19 protein-coding genes are annotated in these 15,518 nt (G+C 73.7%); 10 read left to right on the top strand and 9 right to left on the bottom strand.

Annotation, left to right across the window (positions count from 1 at the left end; translation table 11 throughout):
- Positions 1 to 5: 5 nt before the first annotated feature.
- A complete protein-coding gene (locus HUT06_RS23495) occupies positions 6 to 1,475 on the top strand; it encodes a dihydroorotase family protein (protein ID WP_176197705.1) in 1,470 nt (489 codons plus the stop codon).
- Positions 1,476 to 1,491: 16 nt separating this feature from the next.
- Entirely contained in the window at positions 1,492 to 2,271 is a 780-nt protein-coding gene (locus HUT06_RS23490; RefSeq protein ID WP_176197704.1) for an IclR family transcriptional regulator, read from the top strand.
- Between the two features lie 100 nt (positions 2,272 to 2,371).
- Here HUT06_RS23490 and HUT06_RS23485 read toward each other — a convergent pair whose 3' ends face one another.
- Complete coding sequence (locus HUT06_RS23485) at positions 2,372 to 2,593, bottom strand: hypothetical protein (protein ID WP_176197703.1); 222 nt, start codon at positions 2,591 to 2,593, stop codon at positions 2,372 to 2,374.
- A 161-nt stretch (positions 2,594 to 2,754) separates the two neighbouring features.
- On the opposite strand from HUT06_RS23485, the gene HUT06_RS23480 reads away from it, so the two are divergent.
- The gene (locus tag HUT06_RS23480; RefSeq protein ID WP_176197702.1) at positions 2,755 to 3,327 is read left to right on the top strand and encodes an AAA family ATPase; all 573 of its coding nucleotides are present in this window, start codon (positions 2,755 to 2,757) and stop codon (positions 3,325 to 3,327) included.
- On the opposite strand, the gene HUT06_RS23475 is transcribed toward HUT06_RS23480, so the two are convergent.
- The 4 genes from HUT06_RS23475 to HUT06_RS23460 all read right to left on the bottom strand — a co-directional run bounded on the left by HUT06_RS23475 (position 3,303) and on the right by HUT06_RS23460 (position 5,899).
- The gene (locus HUT06_RS23475; protein WP_176197701.1) at positions 3,303 to 4,097 is read right to left on the bottom strand and encodes an SDR family NAD(P)-dependent oxidoreductase; all 795 of its coding nucleotides are present in this window, start codon (positions 4,095 to 4,097) and stop codon (positions 3,303 to 3,305) included. The two genes, HUT06_RS23480 and HUT06_RS23475, sit on opposite strands and share 25 nt — an antisense overlap.
- Before the next feature lie 28 nt (positions 4,098 to 4,125).
- Entirely contained in the window at positions 4,126 to 4,593 is a 468-nt protein-coding gene (locus HUT06_RS23470; RefSeq protein WP_254715347.1) for a nuclear transport factor 2 family protein, read from the bottom strand.
- Between the two features lie 81 nt (positions 4,594 to 4,674).
- The gene (locus HUT06_RS23465) at positions 4,675 to 5,238 is read right to left on the bottom strand and encodes a hypothetical protein (RefSeq protein WP_176197699.1); all 564 of its coding nucleotides are present in this window, start codon (positions 5,236 to 5,238) and stop codon (positions 4,675 to 4,677) included.
- 94 nt (positions 5,239 to 5,332) lie between these two features.
- The gene (locus tag HUT06_RS23460; protein ID WP_176197698.1) at positions 5,333 to 5,899 is read right to left on the bottom strand and encodes a TetR/AcrR family transcriptional regulator; all 567 of its coding nucleotides are present in this window, start codon (positions 5,897 to 5,899) and stop codon (positions 5,333 to 5,335) included.
- Between the two features lie 108 nt (positions 5,900 to 6,007).
- On the opposite strand from HUT06_RS23460, the gene HUT06_RS23455 reads away from it, so the two are divergent.
- Both HUT06_RS23455 and HUT06_RS23450 read left to right on the top strand, forming a co-directional pair.
- Entirely contained in the window at positions 6,008 to 6,388 is a 381-nt protein-coding gene (locus HUT06_RS23455) for an ester cyclase (protein WP_176197697.1), read from the top strand.
- Between the two features lie 121 nt (positions 6,389 to 6,509).
- Positions 6,510 to 6,977: a nitroreductase family deazaflavin-dependent oxidoreductase gene (locus HUT06_RS23450; RefSeq protein WP_176197696.1), complete on the top strand. Its 468-nt coding sequence runs from the start codon at positions 6,510 to 6,512 to the stop codon at positions 6,975 to 6,977.
- 9 nt (positions 6,978 to 6,986) lie between these two features.
- On the opposite strand, the gene HUT06_RS23445 is transcribed toward HUT06_RS23450, so the two are convergent.
- Positions 6,987 to 7,985 (bottom strand): zinc-binding dehydrogenase, encoded by a 999-nt coding sequence (locus HUT06_RS23445; protein ID WP_254715346.1) that lies wholly within the window; start codon positions 7,983 to 7,985, stop codon positions 6,987 to 6,989.
- Between the two features lie 109 nt (positions 7,986 to 8,094).
- On the opposite strand from HUT06_RS23445, the gene HUT06_RS23440 reads away from it, so the two are divergent.
- From HUT06_RS23440 to HUT06_RS23430, 3 genes are all read left to right on the top strand, one after another.
- Positions 8,095 to 8,715 (top strand): TetR/AcrR family transcriptional regulator, encoded by a 621-nt coding sequence (locus HUT06_RS23440; RefSeq protein ID WP_176197695.1) that lies wholly within the window; start codon positions 8,095 to 8,097, stop codon positions 8,713 to 8,715.
- Between the two features lie 87 nt (positions 8,716 to 8,802).
- Complete coding sequence (locus HUT06_RS23435; protein WP_176197694.1) at positions 8,803 to 9,174, top strand: VOC family protein; 372 nt, start codon at positions 8,803 to 8,805, stop codon at positions 9,172 to 9,174.
- A 7-nt stretch (positions 9,175 to 9,181) separates the two neighbouring features.
- The gene (locus HUT06_RS23430) at positions 9,182 to 9,748 is read left to right on the top strand and encodes a DUF4303 domain-containing protein (RefSeq protein ID WP_176197693.1); all 567 of its coding nucleotides are present in this window, start codon (positions 9,182 to 9,184) and stop codon (positions 9,746 to 9,748) included.
- Between the two features lie 3 nt (positions 9,749 to 9,751).
- Here HUT06_RS23430 and HUT06_RS23425 read toward each other — a convergent pair whose 3' ends face one another.
- The 3 genes from HUT06_RS23425 to HUT06_RS23415 are packed head-to-tail and all read right to left on the bottom strand — an operon-like array spanning position 9,752 to position 12,989.
- A complete protein-coding gene (locus HUT06_RS23425; RefSeq protein WP_254715345.1) occupies positions 9,752 to 10,708 on the bottom strand; it encodes a polyprenyl synthetase family protein in 957 nt (318 codons plus the stop codon).
- Positions 10,705 to 12,318 carry a hypothetical protein gene (locus HUT06_RS23420; protein WP_176197692.1) on the bottom strand — a complete coding sequence of 538 codons (1,614 nt, stop codon included), beginning with the start codon at positions 12,316 to 12,318 and terminating at the stop codon, positions 10,705 to 10,707. The genes HUT06_RS23425 and HUT06_RS23420 overlap by 4 nt, the downstream gene beginning before the upstream one ends.
- Before the next feature lie 32 nt (positions 12,319 to 12,350).
- Positions 12,351 to 12,989, bottom strand: coding sequence for a twin-arginine translocation signal domain-containing protein (locus tag HUT06_RS23415; RefSeq protein WP_176197691.1), 639 nt, complete (start codon positions 12,987 to 12,989; stop codon positions 12,351 to 12,353).
- 220 nt (positions 12,990 to 13,209) lie between these two features.
- Between HUT06_RS23415 and HUT06_RS23410 the strand changes: the two genes are divergently transcribed.
- A complete protein-coding gene (locus HUT06_RS23410) occupies positions 13,210 to 14,772 on the top strand; it encodes a PKD domain-containing protein (RefSeq protein ID WP_217711410.1) in 1,563 nt (520 codons plus the stop codon).
- A gap of 22 nt (positions 14,773 to 14,794) precedes the next feature.
- On the top strand, positions 14,795 to 15,517 hold the full coding sequence (locus HUT06_RS23405) for a hypothetical protein (RefSeq protein WP_176197689.1): 723 nt from the start codon (positions 14,795 to 14,797) through the stop codon (positions 15,515 to 15,517).
- Position 15,518 lies beyond the last annotated feature (1 nt).

The raw sequence follows: 15,518 nt of genomic DNA, 5'->3' as shown, positions 1-15,518 counted from the left end.
ACGCCATGGCCACGACCGAACTGCTGCTGAAGAACGTGCGGGTGGTCCGCCCCGACGCCCCCGACGGCACCGAGCCGGAGCGCGCGGACATCGCCGTCAACGACGGCACGATCGTCCGGATCGCGCCGGACCTGCCCGGCGACGACGCCGCCACCGTGGTCGACGGGGGCGGGCGCCTCGCGTTCCCCGGCGTCGTGGACGCCCACCAGCACTGGGGCATCTACAACGAGCTGGCCACCGACTCCCGCACCGAGAGCCGCGCCAGCGCCCAGGGCGGCGTCACCACCGCGCTGACCTACATGCGCACCGGCCAGTACTACCTGAACAAGGGCGGGCCGTACCGGGAGTTCTTCCCCGAGGTGCTGAGCGCCGCGCAGGGCAACGCCTACGTCGACTACGCCTTCCACCTGGCGCCGATGATGGCCGAGCACATCGACGAGATCCCCTACCTCGTCGAGGAGCACGGCGTCACCTCGTTCAAGATCTTCATGTTCTACGGGAGCCACGGGCTGCACGGCCGCTCGTCCAGCCAGAGCGACTTCCTCATGACCCCGCCGGACGAGCGCTACGACATCGCGCACTTCGAGTTCGTCATGCGCGGCGTCCAGCGGGCCCGCGAGCAGCTCGCCGACTACGCCCCGCACATCTCGCTGTCGCTGCACTGCGAGACCGCCGAGATCATGACCGCCTACACCAAGATGGTCGAGCGGGAGGGGAACCTGACCGGCCTGCGCGCCTACAGCGCGTCCCGCCCGCCGCACTCGGAGGGCCTCGCCGTCACGATCGCCTCCTACCTCGCGCACGAGACGGGCCTGCCCAACATCAACCTGCTGCACCTGTCGTCGGAGAAGGCGCTGTCGGCCGCCCTCACCATGGCGGGTGCGTTCCCGCACATCGACTTCCGCCGCGAGGTCACCATCGGGCACCTGCTCGCCGACGTCGACACCGCGCACGGCCTCGGCGGCAAGGTCAACCCGCCGCTGCGCGACCGCGCCGACGTCGAGGCGCTGTGGCGGCACGTCCTGGCCGGGGAGGTCGACTGGGTCGTCAGCGACCACGCCTGCTGCCGCGACGAGATGAAGTTCGGCGCCGACCGCGACGACATCTTCCTCGCCAAGTCCGGGTTCGGCGGTGCCGAGTACCTGCTGCCCGGCCTGGTCGGCGAGGGCCTCAAGCGCGGCCTGCCGCTCCAGCAGGTCGCCCGGCTCACCTCCTGGAACCCGGCCCGCCGCTACGGGCTGGTCAACAAGGGCACCATCGCCGAGGGCTTCGACGCCGACATCGCCCTGGTCGACCCCGACGCGAACTGGACGGTCCGCGCCGCCGACTCCGAGTCGACGCAGGAGTACACGCCGTTCGAGGGGTTCGCGATGACCGCGCGGGTCACCGACACCTTCGTGCGCGGCAACCACGTGTACAAGGACGGCGCGGTGACCGGCGACCCCGTCGGACGCTACCTGCGCCGCGGCCGGTGAACCCTAGGATCTTGGCGTGACCAACCAGACCGCCACCGCGCCGCCGTCGGGGGGAACCGAGGTCGCCGGGCGGGTCGCCGACGTGCTGCTGCTGTTCGCCGGCGGCCCGGAGTACCTCGGCGTCACCGCCATCAGCCGCGAGCTGGGCATCTCCAAGGCCGTCGTGTACCGCATCCTGCAGTCGCTGGTGTCCCGCGAGATGCTGGAGGCGGGCACGGCGGGCTACCGGCTCGGCCCGGCCGCCGTCGCGCTCGGGGTGAGCGCGCTGCGCCGGTTCAACGTCCGCAACGCCGCCGCGCCCGTGCTGCGGCGGCTGCGCGACGCGACCGGCGAGACCACCACGCTGTCGGGCCTCGTCGGGGACGAGCGGGTCTACCTCGACCAGTTCGAGAGCCCGCACGAGGTCAAGATGACGGTCGAGGTCGGGCGCCGGTTCCCGCTGCACGCCGGCTCCTCGGGCCGGGTGATCCTCGCGTTCCTGCCCGCGGAGCGCCGGGAGCTGGTCCTCGGCCGGCCGCTGGCGGCGATGACCCACCGGACCGTCACCGACGAGGCCCGGCTGCGCGCCGAGCTCGCCGAGACGGTCCGGGAGGGCGTCGCCGTCTCCCTCGGCGAGCGCCAGGCCGACGCGGGCTCGGTCGCCGCGCCGCTGTTCGGCCCGGACGGGGAGGTGCACGGCTCCATCAGCGTGTGCGGGCCCCGGCACCGCTTCACCCCGGAGGCCATCGACCGCTACCGGACCCTCGTCGTCGACGCCGCCGAGGAGATCACCCGCACCTGGACGACGCACCGCTAGACGGTCGACGCGGGACGTCGCCGAGCCGCGCGAAGGCGATCACGCCGGCGACTCCGGGGCGCCGGCCGGACCGGGACGAAGATCCGGTCCGGCCGGCCCGTCACATCGCCGTGCGTGGTTCGGGGGGCTCACCGGCGTCCTCGCCGACGAGCCACGCGTCCTCCTTGTCGACCTCGCCCACCGGGATGGTGGTGGGCACCGCCGACCAGGCGTGGAAGAGCGTCGGCGGCCCGCCCCAGGTCGGCGTCGGCACCACCCACTGGTCGTCGGCGACGTGGTTGTTGTAGAGGCCGAGGGCGTAGCCGGGGTACTGGTCCGGCACGATCTGGCATGTGCGGCTCCTCTTCGGGGGTTTCGACGTCCCCGACCCATGCCCGGCCTCCGCCATGTCGGTTACTCACCGTAAGGATTTGGATTCATGGCGTACGCGCGGGCCATGACTCACCGACCCTGGGCGTGGCGGATCCGGCCTAGGATCGGCGCATGGCCAGCAGCGTCACCCTCCTGACCGGCCCGCCGGGCGCGGGCAAATCGACGGTCGCGGCGCGGATCGCCCGCCGGTACCCCAAGGCCGTCCACCTGCACACCGACGACTTCTGGCACTACATCGCGGCCGGGGTGATCCCGCCCTACGATCCGGCGTCGCGCGCGCAGAACGAGACCGTCATGGACGTCATCGCCGGCGCCGCGTTCACCTACGCGGCCGGAGGCTTCACCACCGTCGTGGACGGGATCGTCGGCCCCTGGATGCTCGGCCACTTCCGCGAGCAGGCCCGGCTCCACCCGCGGGTGCCCGTCCACTACGCGGTCCTGCGGCCGGCGCGCGACGCCGCGCTCGCCCGCGCGCAGAGCCGCAGCGCGCCCGGCGCGCTGGTCGACCGGGCGCCGATCCTGACGATGTGGGACCAGTTCGCCGACCTCGGCGACCTGGAGCCGCACGTCCTGGACACCTCCGGCGAGGACGCCTCCGAAACCGAACGCCGCGTGGCGGAGGCCCTCGCCGAGGGCCGCCTCCGGCTGGCCCTCGGGCCTCAGGGCAGGATCGCGTCGACGTAGCCGCCGTCCACCCGGAGCGCGCCTCCCGTCGTGGCGGACGCGTGGTCGGAGCCGAGGTAGACGACCATGTTCGCGATCTCCTCCGGCTCGATGAGCCGCCGCAGCAGCGAGTTCGGGCGGTGCTCGGCCATGAAGCGGCGCTGCCGCTCGTCCCAGGGCAGGTCGTCGCCGACCATGTCGGCCACGAAGTCCTCGACGCCGCCGGTGTGGGTCGGACCCGCCAGCACCGTGTTCACCGTGACGCCCGTCCCGGCGACGGCCTTCGCGTAGCCGCGCGAGACGGCGAGCAGCGCGGTCTTCGACATGCCGTAGTGCACCATCTCCGCCGGGATCGCCACGGCGGAGTCGCTGGCGATGAACTGCACCCGCCCCCAGCCGCGGTCGATCATGCCGGGCAGGTAGCGGCGGGCGAGGCGCACCCCCGACAGCACGTTGACCTCGAAGTACCGCCGCCACTCGTCGTCGTCGATCTCCAGCGCCGGGCGCGCCTCGAAGATGCCGAGGTTGTTGACCAGGATGTCCACCCCGGGGTGCGCCTCGGCGACGGCCCGCGCGCCCTCGGCGGTGGCGACGTCCGCGGCGACGCCGTGCAGCCGGGCGTCCGGCAGGTCGTTGCGGAGCGCCCGCAGGGCCTCCTCGACGCTCCGCTCGGAACGGCCGTTGATCACTGTGGTGGCGCCGGACCGTGCCAGCCCGGCGGCGATGGCACGGCCGATGCCCTGCGTGGAGCCGCTGACGAAGGCGGTCCGTCCGGTGAGATCGATGCGCATGGGACGAACGTTCCCAGCGCCGCGACGATCACCCCTGCGGGGGCGGCCCGGCGCAGGCGCCGGTGATGGCGGACGGGTCCCAGTAGAAGGGGCGGCACTCCAGCATGCGACCGTCCCGGACCTTGATCAACTGCACGATCAGGGTCTCGGCCTCCCGGCCCGTCGACCGGGCGCGGAAGCGCACCCGGTTGCGCACCACCACGGTGTTCCCGTCGCCCCAGTGCTCCTGTTCCAGGAACTCCATCGACTCCCAGAGTTCGCTGAAGACGGCGAGGAAGCGCTCCAGGCCGTCCCGTCCCCGCCACGTCCCGGTTCCGGTGAACGGGAGGCCCGGAGCCTGGTGCAGGACGACGTCCGGGTCCAGGTACTCGGCGACCCGGTCGTAGTCGGCTTCGCCGTATCCGCCCGCGGCCACGTACGCGGCCTCGGCCGCGTAGAACTTCTCCATCACCGCCCACGCGGCATCCGCTTCCGCGACGGCATGTCCCTCTTCCACAGGGGCTCCCACGTCCATCACTCCCTTGTTCGGCGACGACCACAAGAACCCCGGTCCGCCGTACTCGGTTGCAGGCGGGTGCTAGTTCCAGTGCGGGGGCTGACGCATTGGCGGGGGCAGCGCCCAGGCCGGTGGTCTGACGCCCTCGATGGTCAAGGCCGGGTTGCACAGGCGGAGGCGGTACACCAGGTCACCGAAGTCCTTGCCGCCGCGCCCGGTGGCGTGCCTCATGGACCAGAAGGAGTGCCGCCGTTCGGGCGTGTACCTCATGCTCCGCCAGATCCGGAACTGCCCGCCCGTCCAGTGGACGACCGCGGACCCGAACCCGAGGCGCGCCCATCTCGAGACGCTGACCGCGGTGATGCTGCGCGCCTCGACGTCGACATGCTGTCCGAACCCGGTGACGAGCAGGTGGCCGCCGTCCGTCAGCACGACACGGCGCGCCGGCCCGGATCCGATGAAGGCGCCGGCGAGGGCGCTGGCCATGGTCAGCCAGAAAGTCGGCAGGCCCGCGTCCATGGCGGGGATGACGAGCGCGCACAAGGCCCCCACCACCAGCGCCAACACGAGGAACGTGATCCCTCCGGGCGGGGAGCACTGGTAGTTCAGCGAGTACCCGGACCCCTCATCGGGCTCTGTGGCCATGGGCCGCCCCGCCTTCACATGAGATGCACGCTCATATCAGGAGAGTGACCCACCCCGGGGTCAAGGGCAAGCCCCCGGCCTCCAGGGCGTGGGCCTACTGGGGGCGCAGGCCGTCGAGGATGAGCCGGGCGATGTGCGCCGAGCGTTCGGGGCTGGTCTCCGCTCCGGCGTGGCGGATCGCGGCGAAGGCGCCGGCGACCAGTGCCATCACCTCGTCCACGGTGGCGTCGCGGCGTGCGGCGCCGGCCGCGTGCGCGCGCGCCAGCAGGCCGGCGACGTGGCCGGTGAGGTCGGCCGCGACGTCCGGGGCGGCGGTGCGCAGGTCGAACTCGGCGGCCGCGAGCGCGCTCTTCACCGCGACGTTCTCGGCGCCCGTCGCGATCATCCGGGACAGCAGCGTGAAGAGGGCCGCGGGGTCACCGGTGGCGGCGAGCTCCTCCGCCTCCGCGATCAGGTGCCGCAGCATCTCGGTCGCGACGGCCAGGTAGAGCGCCTCCTTGGTGGGGAAGTGCCGGTGGACGGTGCCGGGGCCGACGCCCGCGCGGCGGGCGATCTCGTCGAGCGGGACGCCGAGGCCGTCCGCCGCGAAGAGCCGCCGCGCGGTCGCCAGCACCCGCTCGCGGTTCCGGCGCGCGTCGGCGCGCGGCGAGGGTCTGGACATCCCGGCAACCCTACAACCGGGGCGCCGCACCGGTTAGGCTGAGCGTAACCGGTGCGGCGCACCGCTTACCTGCGCCGCCCGCCACCTCCGGCATGAGGAGACGCGCCGATGATCAGCCGTGAGCACGCGACCGCCCTGGTGCGGCGGATGCAGGAGTGCTTCAACACGCGCCGGTTCGACCAGGCCGCCGAACTGCACGCCCCGGACTTCGTCAGCCATCCGCTCGGCAGCACGGGCTTCGCGGCGGGCCGGGCCGCCTGGCGGACGCTGACCGGCCGGTTCCCCGCCATCCGCGTCGTCGCCGAGGACATCCTGGTGGACGGCGACAGGGCCGCCGTCCGGTCGTCCGTCGAGGGGATCCCGGGCGGCGCGCGGCCCGTGCTGTTCGAGATCTTCCGGTTCGAGGACGGCCGGTTCGCGGAGATGTGGGGTGCCGGCGCGGGGTTCCCGGCCGCGGCGAGCCCGGAGGACGTCGCCGGCCGGCCGTGACCGGGGGAGTGGTCAGGAATCGAGAAGCGCCGGCCGGCGGGGCGCGCCTAGCGTGAACCGCCATAGACGTCACCACTTACTCGGCCTCTCCCGGGGCAGGGAGGGGTCTGGAGGTAATCCGATGGCAGAGAGCAGCAAGGCGGGCGGCGGGCGCCGCCCCGGGACGCCGGGGGCGTTCTCGCGGTGGATGCAGCACCGCGCGAACGCCCGCATGACCCGCAAGGTCCGCAAGGGGCGCGGCACGTTCATGGGCATGGACGTGCTGATCCTGAACACGGTCGGCTGCCGGAGCGGGCGGCCGCGCGAGACGCCGGTGGCGTGGTTCCCGGACGAGGGCGACGCCCGGCTGATCGTCGCGTCCGGCGGCGGGAGCCGGAATCCGGACTGGTTCGACAACCTGATGGCGAACCCCGACCGGGCGACGATCGAGCTGCCCGGTCGGGAGCCCGCCCCGGTGACGCCGCAGCGCCTCGACGGCGCCGACCGCGAGCGGGCGTGGCGGCGCATCGCCGAAGCCCAGCCGCGCATCGCCAAGTACCAGGGCAAGTCCGAGCGCGAGTACCCGGTCATCCGCCTCACCGGGCGGTGACCGGCGGCGTCAGGGCAGGAGCGCGAGCTTGCCCGCGGTGGCCCGCGCCTCCAGTTCCGCGAGCGCCCTCGGCCCCTCGGCCAGCTCATGGGCGGTGGGCCGGCCGGGGCCGAGCACGCCGGCCGCGAGGAGCGCGGACATCTCCGCCATGACCTCGCCGAAGACGTGCGGCGCCGCCCGGATGAGGACGCCGATGTTCAGGCCGATGACCTGGACCTGGTGCTTGTAGACGAGGTCCCAGTTGCTGACCGCGGCCTCGCCGCCGGGCAGGCCGTAGACGACGACCCGGCCGGTGACGCGCTTGGCCGCCGCCAGGCTCGCGCCGAAGGCGGCGCCGCCGGCCGACTCCAGGACGAGGTCGGCGCCGGCGCCGCCGGTCAGCCGCAGGACCTCGGCGGCGATGCCGGCTCCGCGGGAGTCGACGACGTGGTCGGCGCCCAGCGCCCGGACCGCCTCGTGCTTGCCGGGTGAGGCCGCGGCGATCACCGTCGCGCCGTAGTGCTTGGCCATCCGCACCGCGGCCTCGCCGGTGCCGCCGGCGGCGGCGTGGATCAGCACGGTCTGCCCGGCGGTGACGCCGCCCAGCGGTCTGAGTGCCGCCAGCGCGGTCGGCCAGTTCACGACCAGGCCCAGCGCCTGCTCGTCCGCCCAGCCCGCCGGCACCGGCACCGCGCCGGCGGCGGGCAGCGCCGCGTACTCGGCGAAGGCGCCGCCCGTGATGGCGACGCCGACGACGTGCGCGCCGGGCTGCGGGCCGGTCGCGCCCTCGCCGAGGGCGACGACCTCGCCGGCGGCCTCGATGCCCGCCAGGTACGGCGGCCGCGGGCCGTCCGCGTACGTGCCGCGGGACTGCGAGATGTCGGCGTAGTTGACGCCGGCGGCGGTGACCCGGACCAGGACCTCGCCGGGGCCCGGGGCCGGCACCGGCGCGTCGGTGACCAGCCGCAGGCCGGCCGGCCCGTCCAGGGACGTCTGCCGCAGGGCGCGCATGGTCGCGGGAATGCTCACGGCGTTCCCCTCCTTTGTTTATCGAACGACAAACAAACCGTGCCACGGCCCGGCGCCGCCGGTCAAGGTAAAGTTGATCGAACGACAAACAAGTACGGAGGCCCTCCCGATGGCCACTCGCGGCAGGCCGCGCACCTTCGACCCCGACACCGCCCTGCGCCAGGCGCTGGAGGTGTTCTGGGAGCGCGGCTACGAGGGCACCTCGCTCAGCGACCTCGCCCGGGCCATGGGCATCGCCTCGGCCAGCATCTACGCCTGCTTCGGCAGCAAGGAGGAGCTGTTCCGCAAGGTCATGGCGCTCTACGGCACGACGTCGGGCGAGCCGCCCAGGCGCGCGCTGCGCGAGCAGGCGACCGCGCGCGCCGCGGTCGGGGCCATGCTGCGCGCCACCGCCGATGAGATCACCCGGTCCGACGCGCCGCACTACTGCATGCTCATCCTCGCCGCGCCCACCGGCGCCGTGGAGAACCACCCGGTCCGGGAGTTCCTGGCCGACATCCGCCGCGACATGCACACCGCCATCAAGGAGCGGCTCGCCCGAGGCGTCGCCGACGGCGACCTCACCGCGCCGCCCGCCGCACTCGACGGCATCGCCCGCTACTACACGACCGTGGTGCAGGGCCTCTCCATCCAGGCCCGCGACGGTGCCACCCGCGCCGAACTGGAAGCGGTCATCACCTGCGCGATGGCCGCCTGGGACGCCCTCACGTCCGCCCGCGCCGGCGGGTGAGCGGCCGGCGCGAGGCGCGCGGCTCGAGTGTGCGGCGTTGAGCGATCTCCTGTTTCATGGACGGGTCCGTGAAGAGAGGAGCGGGGGATGGCCTGCCGGATCAGTGAGCTGGTACTCGACTGCCGGGACCCCGAGGCGCTCGCCGCGTTCTGGTGCGAGGTCCTCGGGTTCGTCGTGCTCCACCGGGAGGACGGCGATGTCGAGATCGGGCCGCGGGAGGGGTTCGGCGGCCTCCAGCCGACGCTCGTCCTCAGCCGCAGCGAGGCGCCGGCGCCCGGGAAGATGCGGCTGCACATCGACGTGAACGCGACGGACCAGGACCAGGACGCCGAGCTGGAGCGGCTGCTGGCCGCCGGGGCGCGGCCCGCGGACGTCGGGCAGACGGGGGAGGAGAGCTGGGTCGTCCTCCAGGATCCGGAGGGCAACGAGTTCTGCCTTCTCCGCGCCCGGCTGGGATGATCTCCGGATGTCCTTCGATGAGCTGGCGGACCGGCTGGTGGCGGCGGGGCGGGCCGCGTTCCGGGAGGCGCGCGAGCGCAACCCCGGTGAGACCTTCTACAGCTTCGCGTTCTTCTCCGACGTGTTCGCGGCCTACATCCTGCCGACGTGCGGCAGCGAGGAGGGCCTGCTGCGGGTCGCGGAGCGCTACCTCGGGGAGTTCGGCGGGACGGTGGAGGAGCAGGCCGCCACGCTGCGCTGGAGCCCGGCCGACTCGCCGTACCACATGCTGGGCGAGGAGCACTTCGCCGGCGTCCTGGAACTGCTGGACGAGCGCGGCGACCCCTGGCAGCGCGACGATGACGACGAGGAGGAGGGCGCGTTCGACGCCGAGATCGACGGGCGGTTCGAGGCGTGCTTCCGCGCGCTCGCCCGGCTGGACGAGGAGGGGCTCTTCGGGCGGGGCGCCGAGCGCGAGCGGGTGGTCGTCAACATCCTCCAGGGCGACCAGGCCGAGGAGGACCTCCTCGCGAACGCGCGGCGGCTCAACCCGGCCGCGGCCCTCGGGAGGCTGGAGCGCGACTTCGGGGCCTGACCGTCACAGGCGGGCCTCGACTTTCGCCAGGATGGCGAGGATCGCCGTCCGCGCGTCCGCGCCGACGCCGTCCAGGGCGGCCCGCGCGCGGCCGAGGTGCTCGTGCGCGAGCCCCATCGCCTCGTCCAGGCCGCCGGACGACTGGACGAGCGCGCGCACGGCCGGCAGGTCGCCGGCGGTGAAGTCCGGCGACAGCAGGAGCGCGGCCAGCGCGCCGGAGCCGTCGGCGGCGAGGGCGGCCAGCGTGGGCGCGCCGAAGAGGCCCAGCATGTGGTCGGTGCCGACGGACTTGTCGGTGTCGCCCGGGGTGAGGTCGAGGCAGTCGTCCAGTACCTGGAAGGCGATCCCGAACTCGCGGCCGAACAGCGCGAGCGCCGCGGCCTCCGGCTCGGGGCGGGCGGCCTCCGCGGCGCCCAGCAGGCAGGTCATCTGGAACAGGACGCCGGTCTTGCGCTCGGTGAGCTCCAGGTAGTCCTGGAGCGGGTAGGCGGTGTCGAAGGTCCGCTCGATGTCCAGCAGCTGGCCGTGGGCGAGCTCGCTGAGCGTGCGGCTGACCAGCATGTCGACCCCGGCGCCGAGCTCGGCCGACTCGGTCCCGGCCAGCGCGAAGGCGGCCAGCCCCGCGAGCGACGCCCGCTCGGGGCCGACGAGCGTGTGCGCGGTCGGCCGCCCCCGCCGCAGCGCCGCCCGGTCGACCACGTCGTCGTGGATCAGCGACGCCAGATGGACGAGCTCCACCAGCGCGCCCAGCCTGACCAGCCGGGACGGGTCCACGGGCGCGTCGCCCACGCAGGCCGCCAGCAGGCCCGAGCGCAGGCTCTTGCCCGGGTTGGCCGCCAGCGCCGCCACCGGGCCCCGCAGCGACGGGCCGAGGCCCGCGGCCAGCTCGTCGACGCGCGCCAGGACCCGGGAGGGGTAGTCCATCTCCGCGCCGGGTGCCGGGCTCCGGACGGCGGTCACGAGGTCGGCTCCGGCGGCATCTGCTTGAAGGGCGCGTTCAGCTCGATGCCGGCGGTCGCCTTGACGGCCTCGTAGACCTGGCTGTACACGGCGGGATTCCGCATGTACGCCAGGACCTCCCGCCGGTTCATGCCGAGCGTGGGCACGAGCGACTCCCGGTAGAGCTTGACGGCGAGCTGCGCCTCGGGCGCCTTCAGGACGCCGCTCTGCGCGAGGCCGCCGATGACGACCTCGGCGTCGTCGAGGTGCTCCTGGGTGACGACCTCCGCGGAGTCGGGGTCGTTGAGAACGCCCTCCATGAAATCGTGGTATTTGTCGTAGTACTGTTTCGCGTAAATCACTTCGGACGATTGCGGCTGCCGGTCTTTCAACCGGTTGATGAGAGCCTCGGAGTTCACATAGGTGAGTTCGACCAGCAGCCTTCCGGTCATGCTCTGCAGGAAGAACTCATCGCGCACTTTGTCGGCGATCGGATTGTCCTCGACCAGCGGCAGCCGGTAGTAATCGCTCAGCACCGGCAGAATCTTGCATTCCCACTGGGCGTCGGGGACCACATGGGTGTCGCCGTCGCCGCCCGCGAAGACGACCGACCCCGAGTCGCCGGCCGCGATGAGGAACTCGGTGTAGATCATGTCGTTGTAGGGGATGTCGCCGATCGGCGTCGTGACGACCGCTCGCACGCCGATCGCGACGATCTCGCTGGAGGTGTAGCCGGTCGTCCGCCCGACCTTCTCGACCTTCATCCCGGGCTCGGGGTCGGCGAGCCCCAGCACCGGGCCCGCGCAGGGCAGCCCGGCCTCCGACATCGCCCCCCGCTGGCCGAGCGGGAGCCGCACGTTGAGGGCTTCCAGCGTCGCGTCCATCCGGGTCAGCAGGTTGCCGCCGAAGGAGTCGCCGGCCGCGGCCATGCCGACGACCGGATGGGTGGCCGAGATGGGCGCCATGAGGTCCTTCGCGACGTCCAGGGTGTAGGCGCTCTGGTCGGTCAGCTGCGCGATCGCGCCGTCGACCCGCGTGCCCGACGGGTTGATGGGCGCCCAGCGCTTCAGCTTCGCGATCGCGTCCGCCGGCGTGCCGCCGTCGTAGGTGCCGGGCTGGACGATCGGCTCGCCGACCCTGCCGCGCCCCATGCGCGCGATCACGTGGTTGCAGGTCAGCAGGCAGACGGTGTCGTCGGTGTTGTCGATCACGAAGAGGCCGAGGGTGCCGGCCGTGATGCCGTCGACGGGGTTGGAGACGCTGACGCCCTGCCGCGGCGGCCGCATCCGGCCGGTGATCGGGTCCGACACCCCCGCCGGGGCGAGCGGTGCCCGCGCCGGCGCGAGGGCCGTCCGCGCCCCTGCCGAGAACGGCCCGGCCTGCTCCACGTCGACCTCGTAGGTCGTGCCGTCGACCTCGACGGTGCGCGGCAGCAGCCGGCGCCGCGACACCAGGGCCTCGCGGCGCTTCTTGGCGACCAGCACGACGACCGCGGGCCGGCCGGTCCACGCGCCGGCGCGGCGCCGGAAGCCGATGCCGACCCCGGTGACGTTCGGGTCGTCGCCGTAGGCGTCGTAGATCTGCTGCTTGGCCCGTTCCAGCCTGCCGTGGTCGTCCGCGCAGAGTTCCATGGTCCTCCGTCGTCGGTTCCTGGTCGCGCCGGTCAGTTGCGGCGCACGATGGGCTGCGGTTGCCGGCCGAGCCGGTGCTCCCGGCCGAGCCCCCCGAGCCAGATCTCCGCCATGGCGTCGTCGGCCGGGTCGAAGTGGGGCGACAGGGTCGCGACGCCGAGCGCCACGAACGCCCGGAGATCCCGCCGGGCCCGGTCGCCGGCCTGCGCCGCGTGCCGCCCGATGCCCGCCAGCAGCCGGCCCTGCGGCGCGCCGAACAGGCCCTGGGCGATCAGGGCGTCCGCGCCCGCCCGCGCCTGCGCGAGGCGTCCGGGGGCGAGCCGCCGCTCGGCGGCCAGCAGGCGGGCCGCGGTGACGCGGGCCCTCCCGCGGGCGGACTCGCCGAAGCCGCGGAACTCGATCGGGTAGACCGCCCCGGCCCGCGCGGCCTGCAGCAGCATCTCCCGCTGCCGGTCGAGCGGTGCCGCGGGCGGCGCGGGCGCGGCGCCGGCGTCCGGCGTGCTCGCGGCGGCCGTCCGCCCGGACGGCGCGGAGCCGGACCCGGCCGGCGTCGACCCGGCGGCGACCGCGACCGAGCCGGCGACCGCGGTCCGGCCGAGGAAGCGGCGGCGGGTGACCGGGGCGGGCGGCTCGCCGGGATCGGGCGGTGCGGGGTGTGCGGCGGAGTCCATCTGACCACCGTTTCGTAGCCGGGCGGGCGCCCGAGTCGATCATCAGGCGCACGCTAACCCGGAGATCTCTAAACATGGGAATGTTGACCGAATTCGGTCGTGCGCGCCTCGAACCGGGGTCCACTTGGCGAAATTCGCCAAGGGAAATGCGTGCCGTGACGGCAATGAACGACGAGCGCGCCACCGGCCGTTGACAGCAAGATCGTCCAATGTTCCGATCATGGCGATTGCGTCCGGGGCGTCCGCACACACCTGGTGCGCGCGCTCTTCTCCTGGCTGGGGGATGTGCATGCGGCAGCGCGGCCTTTTCATCGCGGGAACCTGCGTCGTCGCCCTCGCGGCCTCGTCGGCGGTGGCGCCGGCGGCGCCCGCCGCCGCGCCCGGCCGCTGGGTGGCGATGGGCGACTCCTACCAGGCCGGCGTCGGCGCCGGCGACTACCTGTCCGCCAGCGGCGACTGCAGCCGGTCGCCGTGGGCGTACGCCCCGCTGCTCGCCAGGGACGGCGTGCTCGGCGGGAACCTCTCCTTCGTCGCGTGCAGCGGCGCCACCATCGCCGACGTCCGCAACGGCAAGTCGGGCGAGGCGTCCCAGCTCGCCACGCTCGGCGACGACGTCTCCCACGTGACCCTGGGAGTCTCCGGCAACGACATGGGGTTCGCCGACACCGTCCAGGCGTGCATCAAGGTCTCGGCGATCAGGACCTGCGAGGCCTCCCAGGACCCCGGGCTCCAGGCGGCCTTCGCCAAGCTCGACGAGGGCACCGCGCAGAACGCCAACCTGCTGCAGGCGGTCTTCAAGCAGATCCGGGAGCGCTCCCCACAGGCGAAGATCTTCGTGCCGACCTACCCGAAGTTCTTCCCCGACGAGGGCGGGGCCGACGGCACCTCGACCGTCCCGCTCCCGGTGAAGCGCTGCCAGATGATCCGCATCACCGACCAGCTGTGGATGAACCAGTGGGTGCAGCGCCTCGACAACTACCTCGTCACCTCGGCCACCGTCGCCGGGGCCGTGCCGGTCGACATCTACCACTCGACGGACGGCCACGAGATCTGCCCGCCCAAGGGCCAGGAGCGGTTCCTCAACGGGATCGTGCCCCGGAGCATCAACGACTCGTTCCACCCGACCAGGGCCGGCTACGCCAACACCGCCTGCATCATCAAGGAGGCGTTCCTGCGGCCGGCCGCCGCGCCGCGGGTGGCGGGCGACGAGGGCGTGACCCGGCAGGCGGCGGACGTCACCGTCCCGCCGGGGCAGAAGGTCCAGGTCCCGGTGACGCTGCGCGGCGGCGGCCTCGGCGCCGGGTTCGGCGCGACCTGGGCGGCCGGGGACGTCACGGTGCGGGTGCTGGCGCCGGACGGCGCGACAGCGCCCCGCGCCAGGCACCGCCGCAACAGCACCAAGCGGGCGGTCTACGACAGCGTGTACGTGCCCGGCGCCGCGGCCGGCGGCTGGAAGGTGGAGCTGACCGGCGGTGACCGCCCGGTGAAGGTCCGCGTGACCACGACCGAGCTGGCGCGGCCCAAGAGCCCGCCGGTGGCGAAGGCGACCGTGACGCGGACCGGTCCCCGCACGGTCGTCCTGGACGCGTCCGGGTCGTCCGGCTCGGCCGGCGGCGAGGTGAAGCGCTACCTGTGGGAGTTCGCCGACGGGACGCTCGCCACGGGCGCGAAGGTCGCGCACACCTACACCGAGCCGGGCACCTACGTCGCCAGCCTGGCGGTCACCGGCGGCGACGGCCAGCTGGGGTTCGACGCGGCCGCGCCCGTCGTGATCGGCGAATGACCTGCGGTCGCGGAGCCGGGACATGGACGTGCAGACCAGGACGGCGGCGGCGCTGACGGTGCCCGCCTGCGTGCTGGTGGCCGTCGCGGGGCTGCTGGTGCTCAAGGGCGCCTACGACTGGTCCGGCCAGCCCGCCCGCGTCGCGGAGCGGCCGCTCCAGCACGACCGCGTGGTCGTCTACGCGGCCGCCGCCGGGATGGCCGCCGGCGCGCTGCTGCTCCTCCTAGGGGGAGAGCGCGGGCCCGCCCTCGCGGTGCTGGCCACCGTGCTCGTCCCCGTGCTGCTGGTCGCGCCGGGCCTCGCGGGGGGAACGGTCGCCTTCCTGCCCTGCCTGATCACGGTGCCGGTGGCCGTGGCGATGGCGCTGCGCGCGGTCCTGGCGCCGAAGACACCGGTCACGCTCCTCGCGGTGCTGGTGTTCGCCGTGGTCGCCGTCGCGGGGAGCATCCTGCTGGTCGCCGTGTCGGAGGCCGTGCCCTTCATGAGCTCGTTCAGCGAGGAGGAGGCGCATCGGCAGGCGTCCGCGCGCCTGGTGGCGGGCTTGGCGGGCGTGGCCCTGGCCGCGGCGCCGGTGCTGCTGCTCGTCGCGGGCCACAAGGCCGGCGCCGCGCTCACCGCGCCGTTCGTGCTGGCGGCGCTCATCACCGTCGTCGACACGCAGACCGCGTCGCCCTGGCTGCTGTACGCCGTCGCCGGGCCGCCGGCCTTGGGCGCTTCCGTCCACGTCCTGTTCACCGACCGATGAC

It is taken from the genome of Actinomadura sp. NAK00032, from assembly GCF_013364275.1.
Classification (GTDB): Bacteria; Actinomycetota; Actinomycetes; order Streptosporangiales; family Streptosporangiaceae; genus Spirillospora.
This window is presented reverse-complemented; position numbering and strand designations above follow the sequence as displayed.

What these genes read in the sequence shown, in the direction of transcription:
- HUT06_RS23495 (WP_176197705.1), top strand. Translation starts at nt 6, where the DNA reads ATGGCCACGACCGAACTGCTGCTGAAGAACGTGCGGGTGGTCCGCCCC.
- HUT06_RS23480 (WP_176197702.1), top strand. Translation starts at nt 2,755, where the DNA reads ATGGCCAGCAGCGTCACCCTCCTGACCGGCCCGCCGGGCGCGGGCAAA.
- HUT06_RS23475 (WP_176197701.1), bottom strand. Translation starts at nt 4,097, where the DNA reads ATGCGCATCGATCTCACCGGACGGACCGCCTTCGTCAGCGGCTCCACG.
- HUT06_RS23465 (WP_176197699.1), bottom strand. Translation starts at nt 5,238, where the DNA reads ATGGCCACAGAGCCCGATGAGGGGTCCGGGTACTCGCTGAACTACCAG.
- HUT06_RS23460 (WP_176197698.1), bottom strand. Translation starts at nt 5,899, where the DNA reads ATGTCCAGACCCTCGCCGCGCGCCGACGCGCGCCGGAACCGCGAGCGG.
- HUT06_RS23455 (WP_176197697.1), top strand. Translation starts at nt 6,008, where the DNA reads ATGATCAGCCGTGAGCACGCGACCGCCCTGGTGCGGCGGATGCAGGAG.
- HUT06_RS23450 (WP_176197696.1), top strand. Translation starts at nt 6,510, where the DNA reads ATGGCAGAGAGCAGCAAGGCGGGCGGCGGGCGCCGCCCCGGGACGCCG.
- HUT06_RS23440 (WP_176197695.1), top strand. Translation starts at nt 8,095, where the DNA reads ATGGCCACTCGCGGCAGGCCGCGCACCTTCGACCCCGACACCGCCCTG.
- HUT06_RS23435 (WP_176197694.1), top strand. Translation starts at nt 8,803, where the DNA reads ATGGCCTGCCGGATCAGTGAGCTGGTACTCGACTGCCGGGACCCCGAG.
- HUT06_RS23430 (WP_176197693.1), top strand. Translation starts at nt 9,182, where the DNA reads ATGTCCTTCGATGAGCTGGCGGACCGGCTGGTGGCGGCGGGGCGGGCC.
- HUT06_RS23420 (WP_176197692.1), bottom strand. Translation starts at nt 12,318, where the DNA reads ATGGAACTCTGCGCGGACGACCACGGCAGGCTGGAACGGGCCAAGCAG.
- HUT06_RS23415 (WP_176197691.1), bottom strand. Translation starts at nt 12,989, where the DNA reads ATGGACTCCGCCGCACACCCCGCACCGCCCGATCCCGGCGAGCCGCCC.
- HUT06_RS23410 (WP_217711410.1), top strand. Translation starts at nt 13,210, where the DNA reads ATGGCGATTGCGTCCGGGGCGTCCGCACACACCTGGTGCGCGCGCTCT.
- HUT06_RS23405 (WP_176197689.1), top strand. Translation starts at nt 14,795, where the DNA reads ATGGACGTGCAGACCAGGACGGCGGCGGCGCTGACGGTGCCCGCCTGC.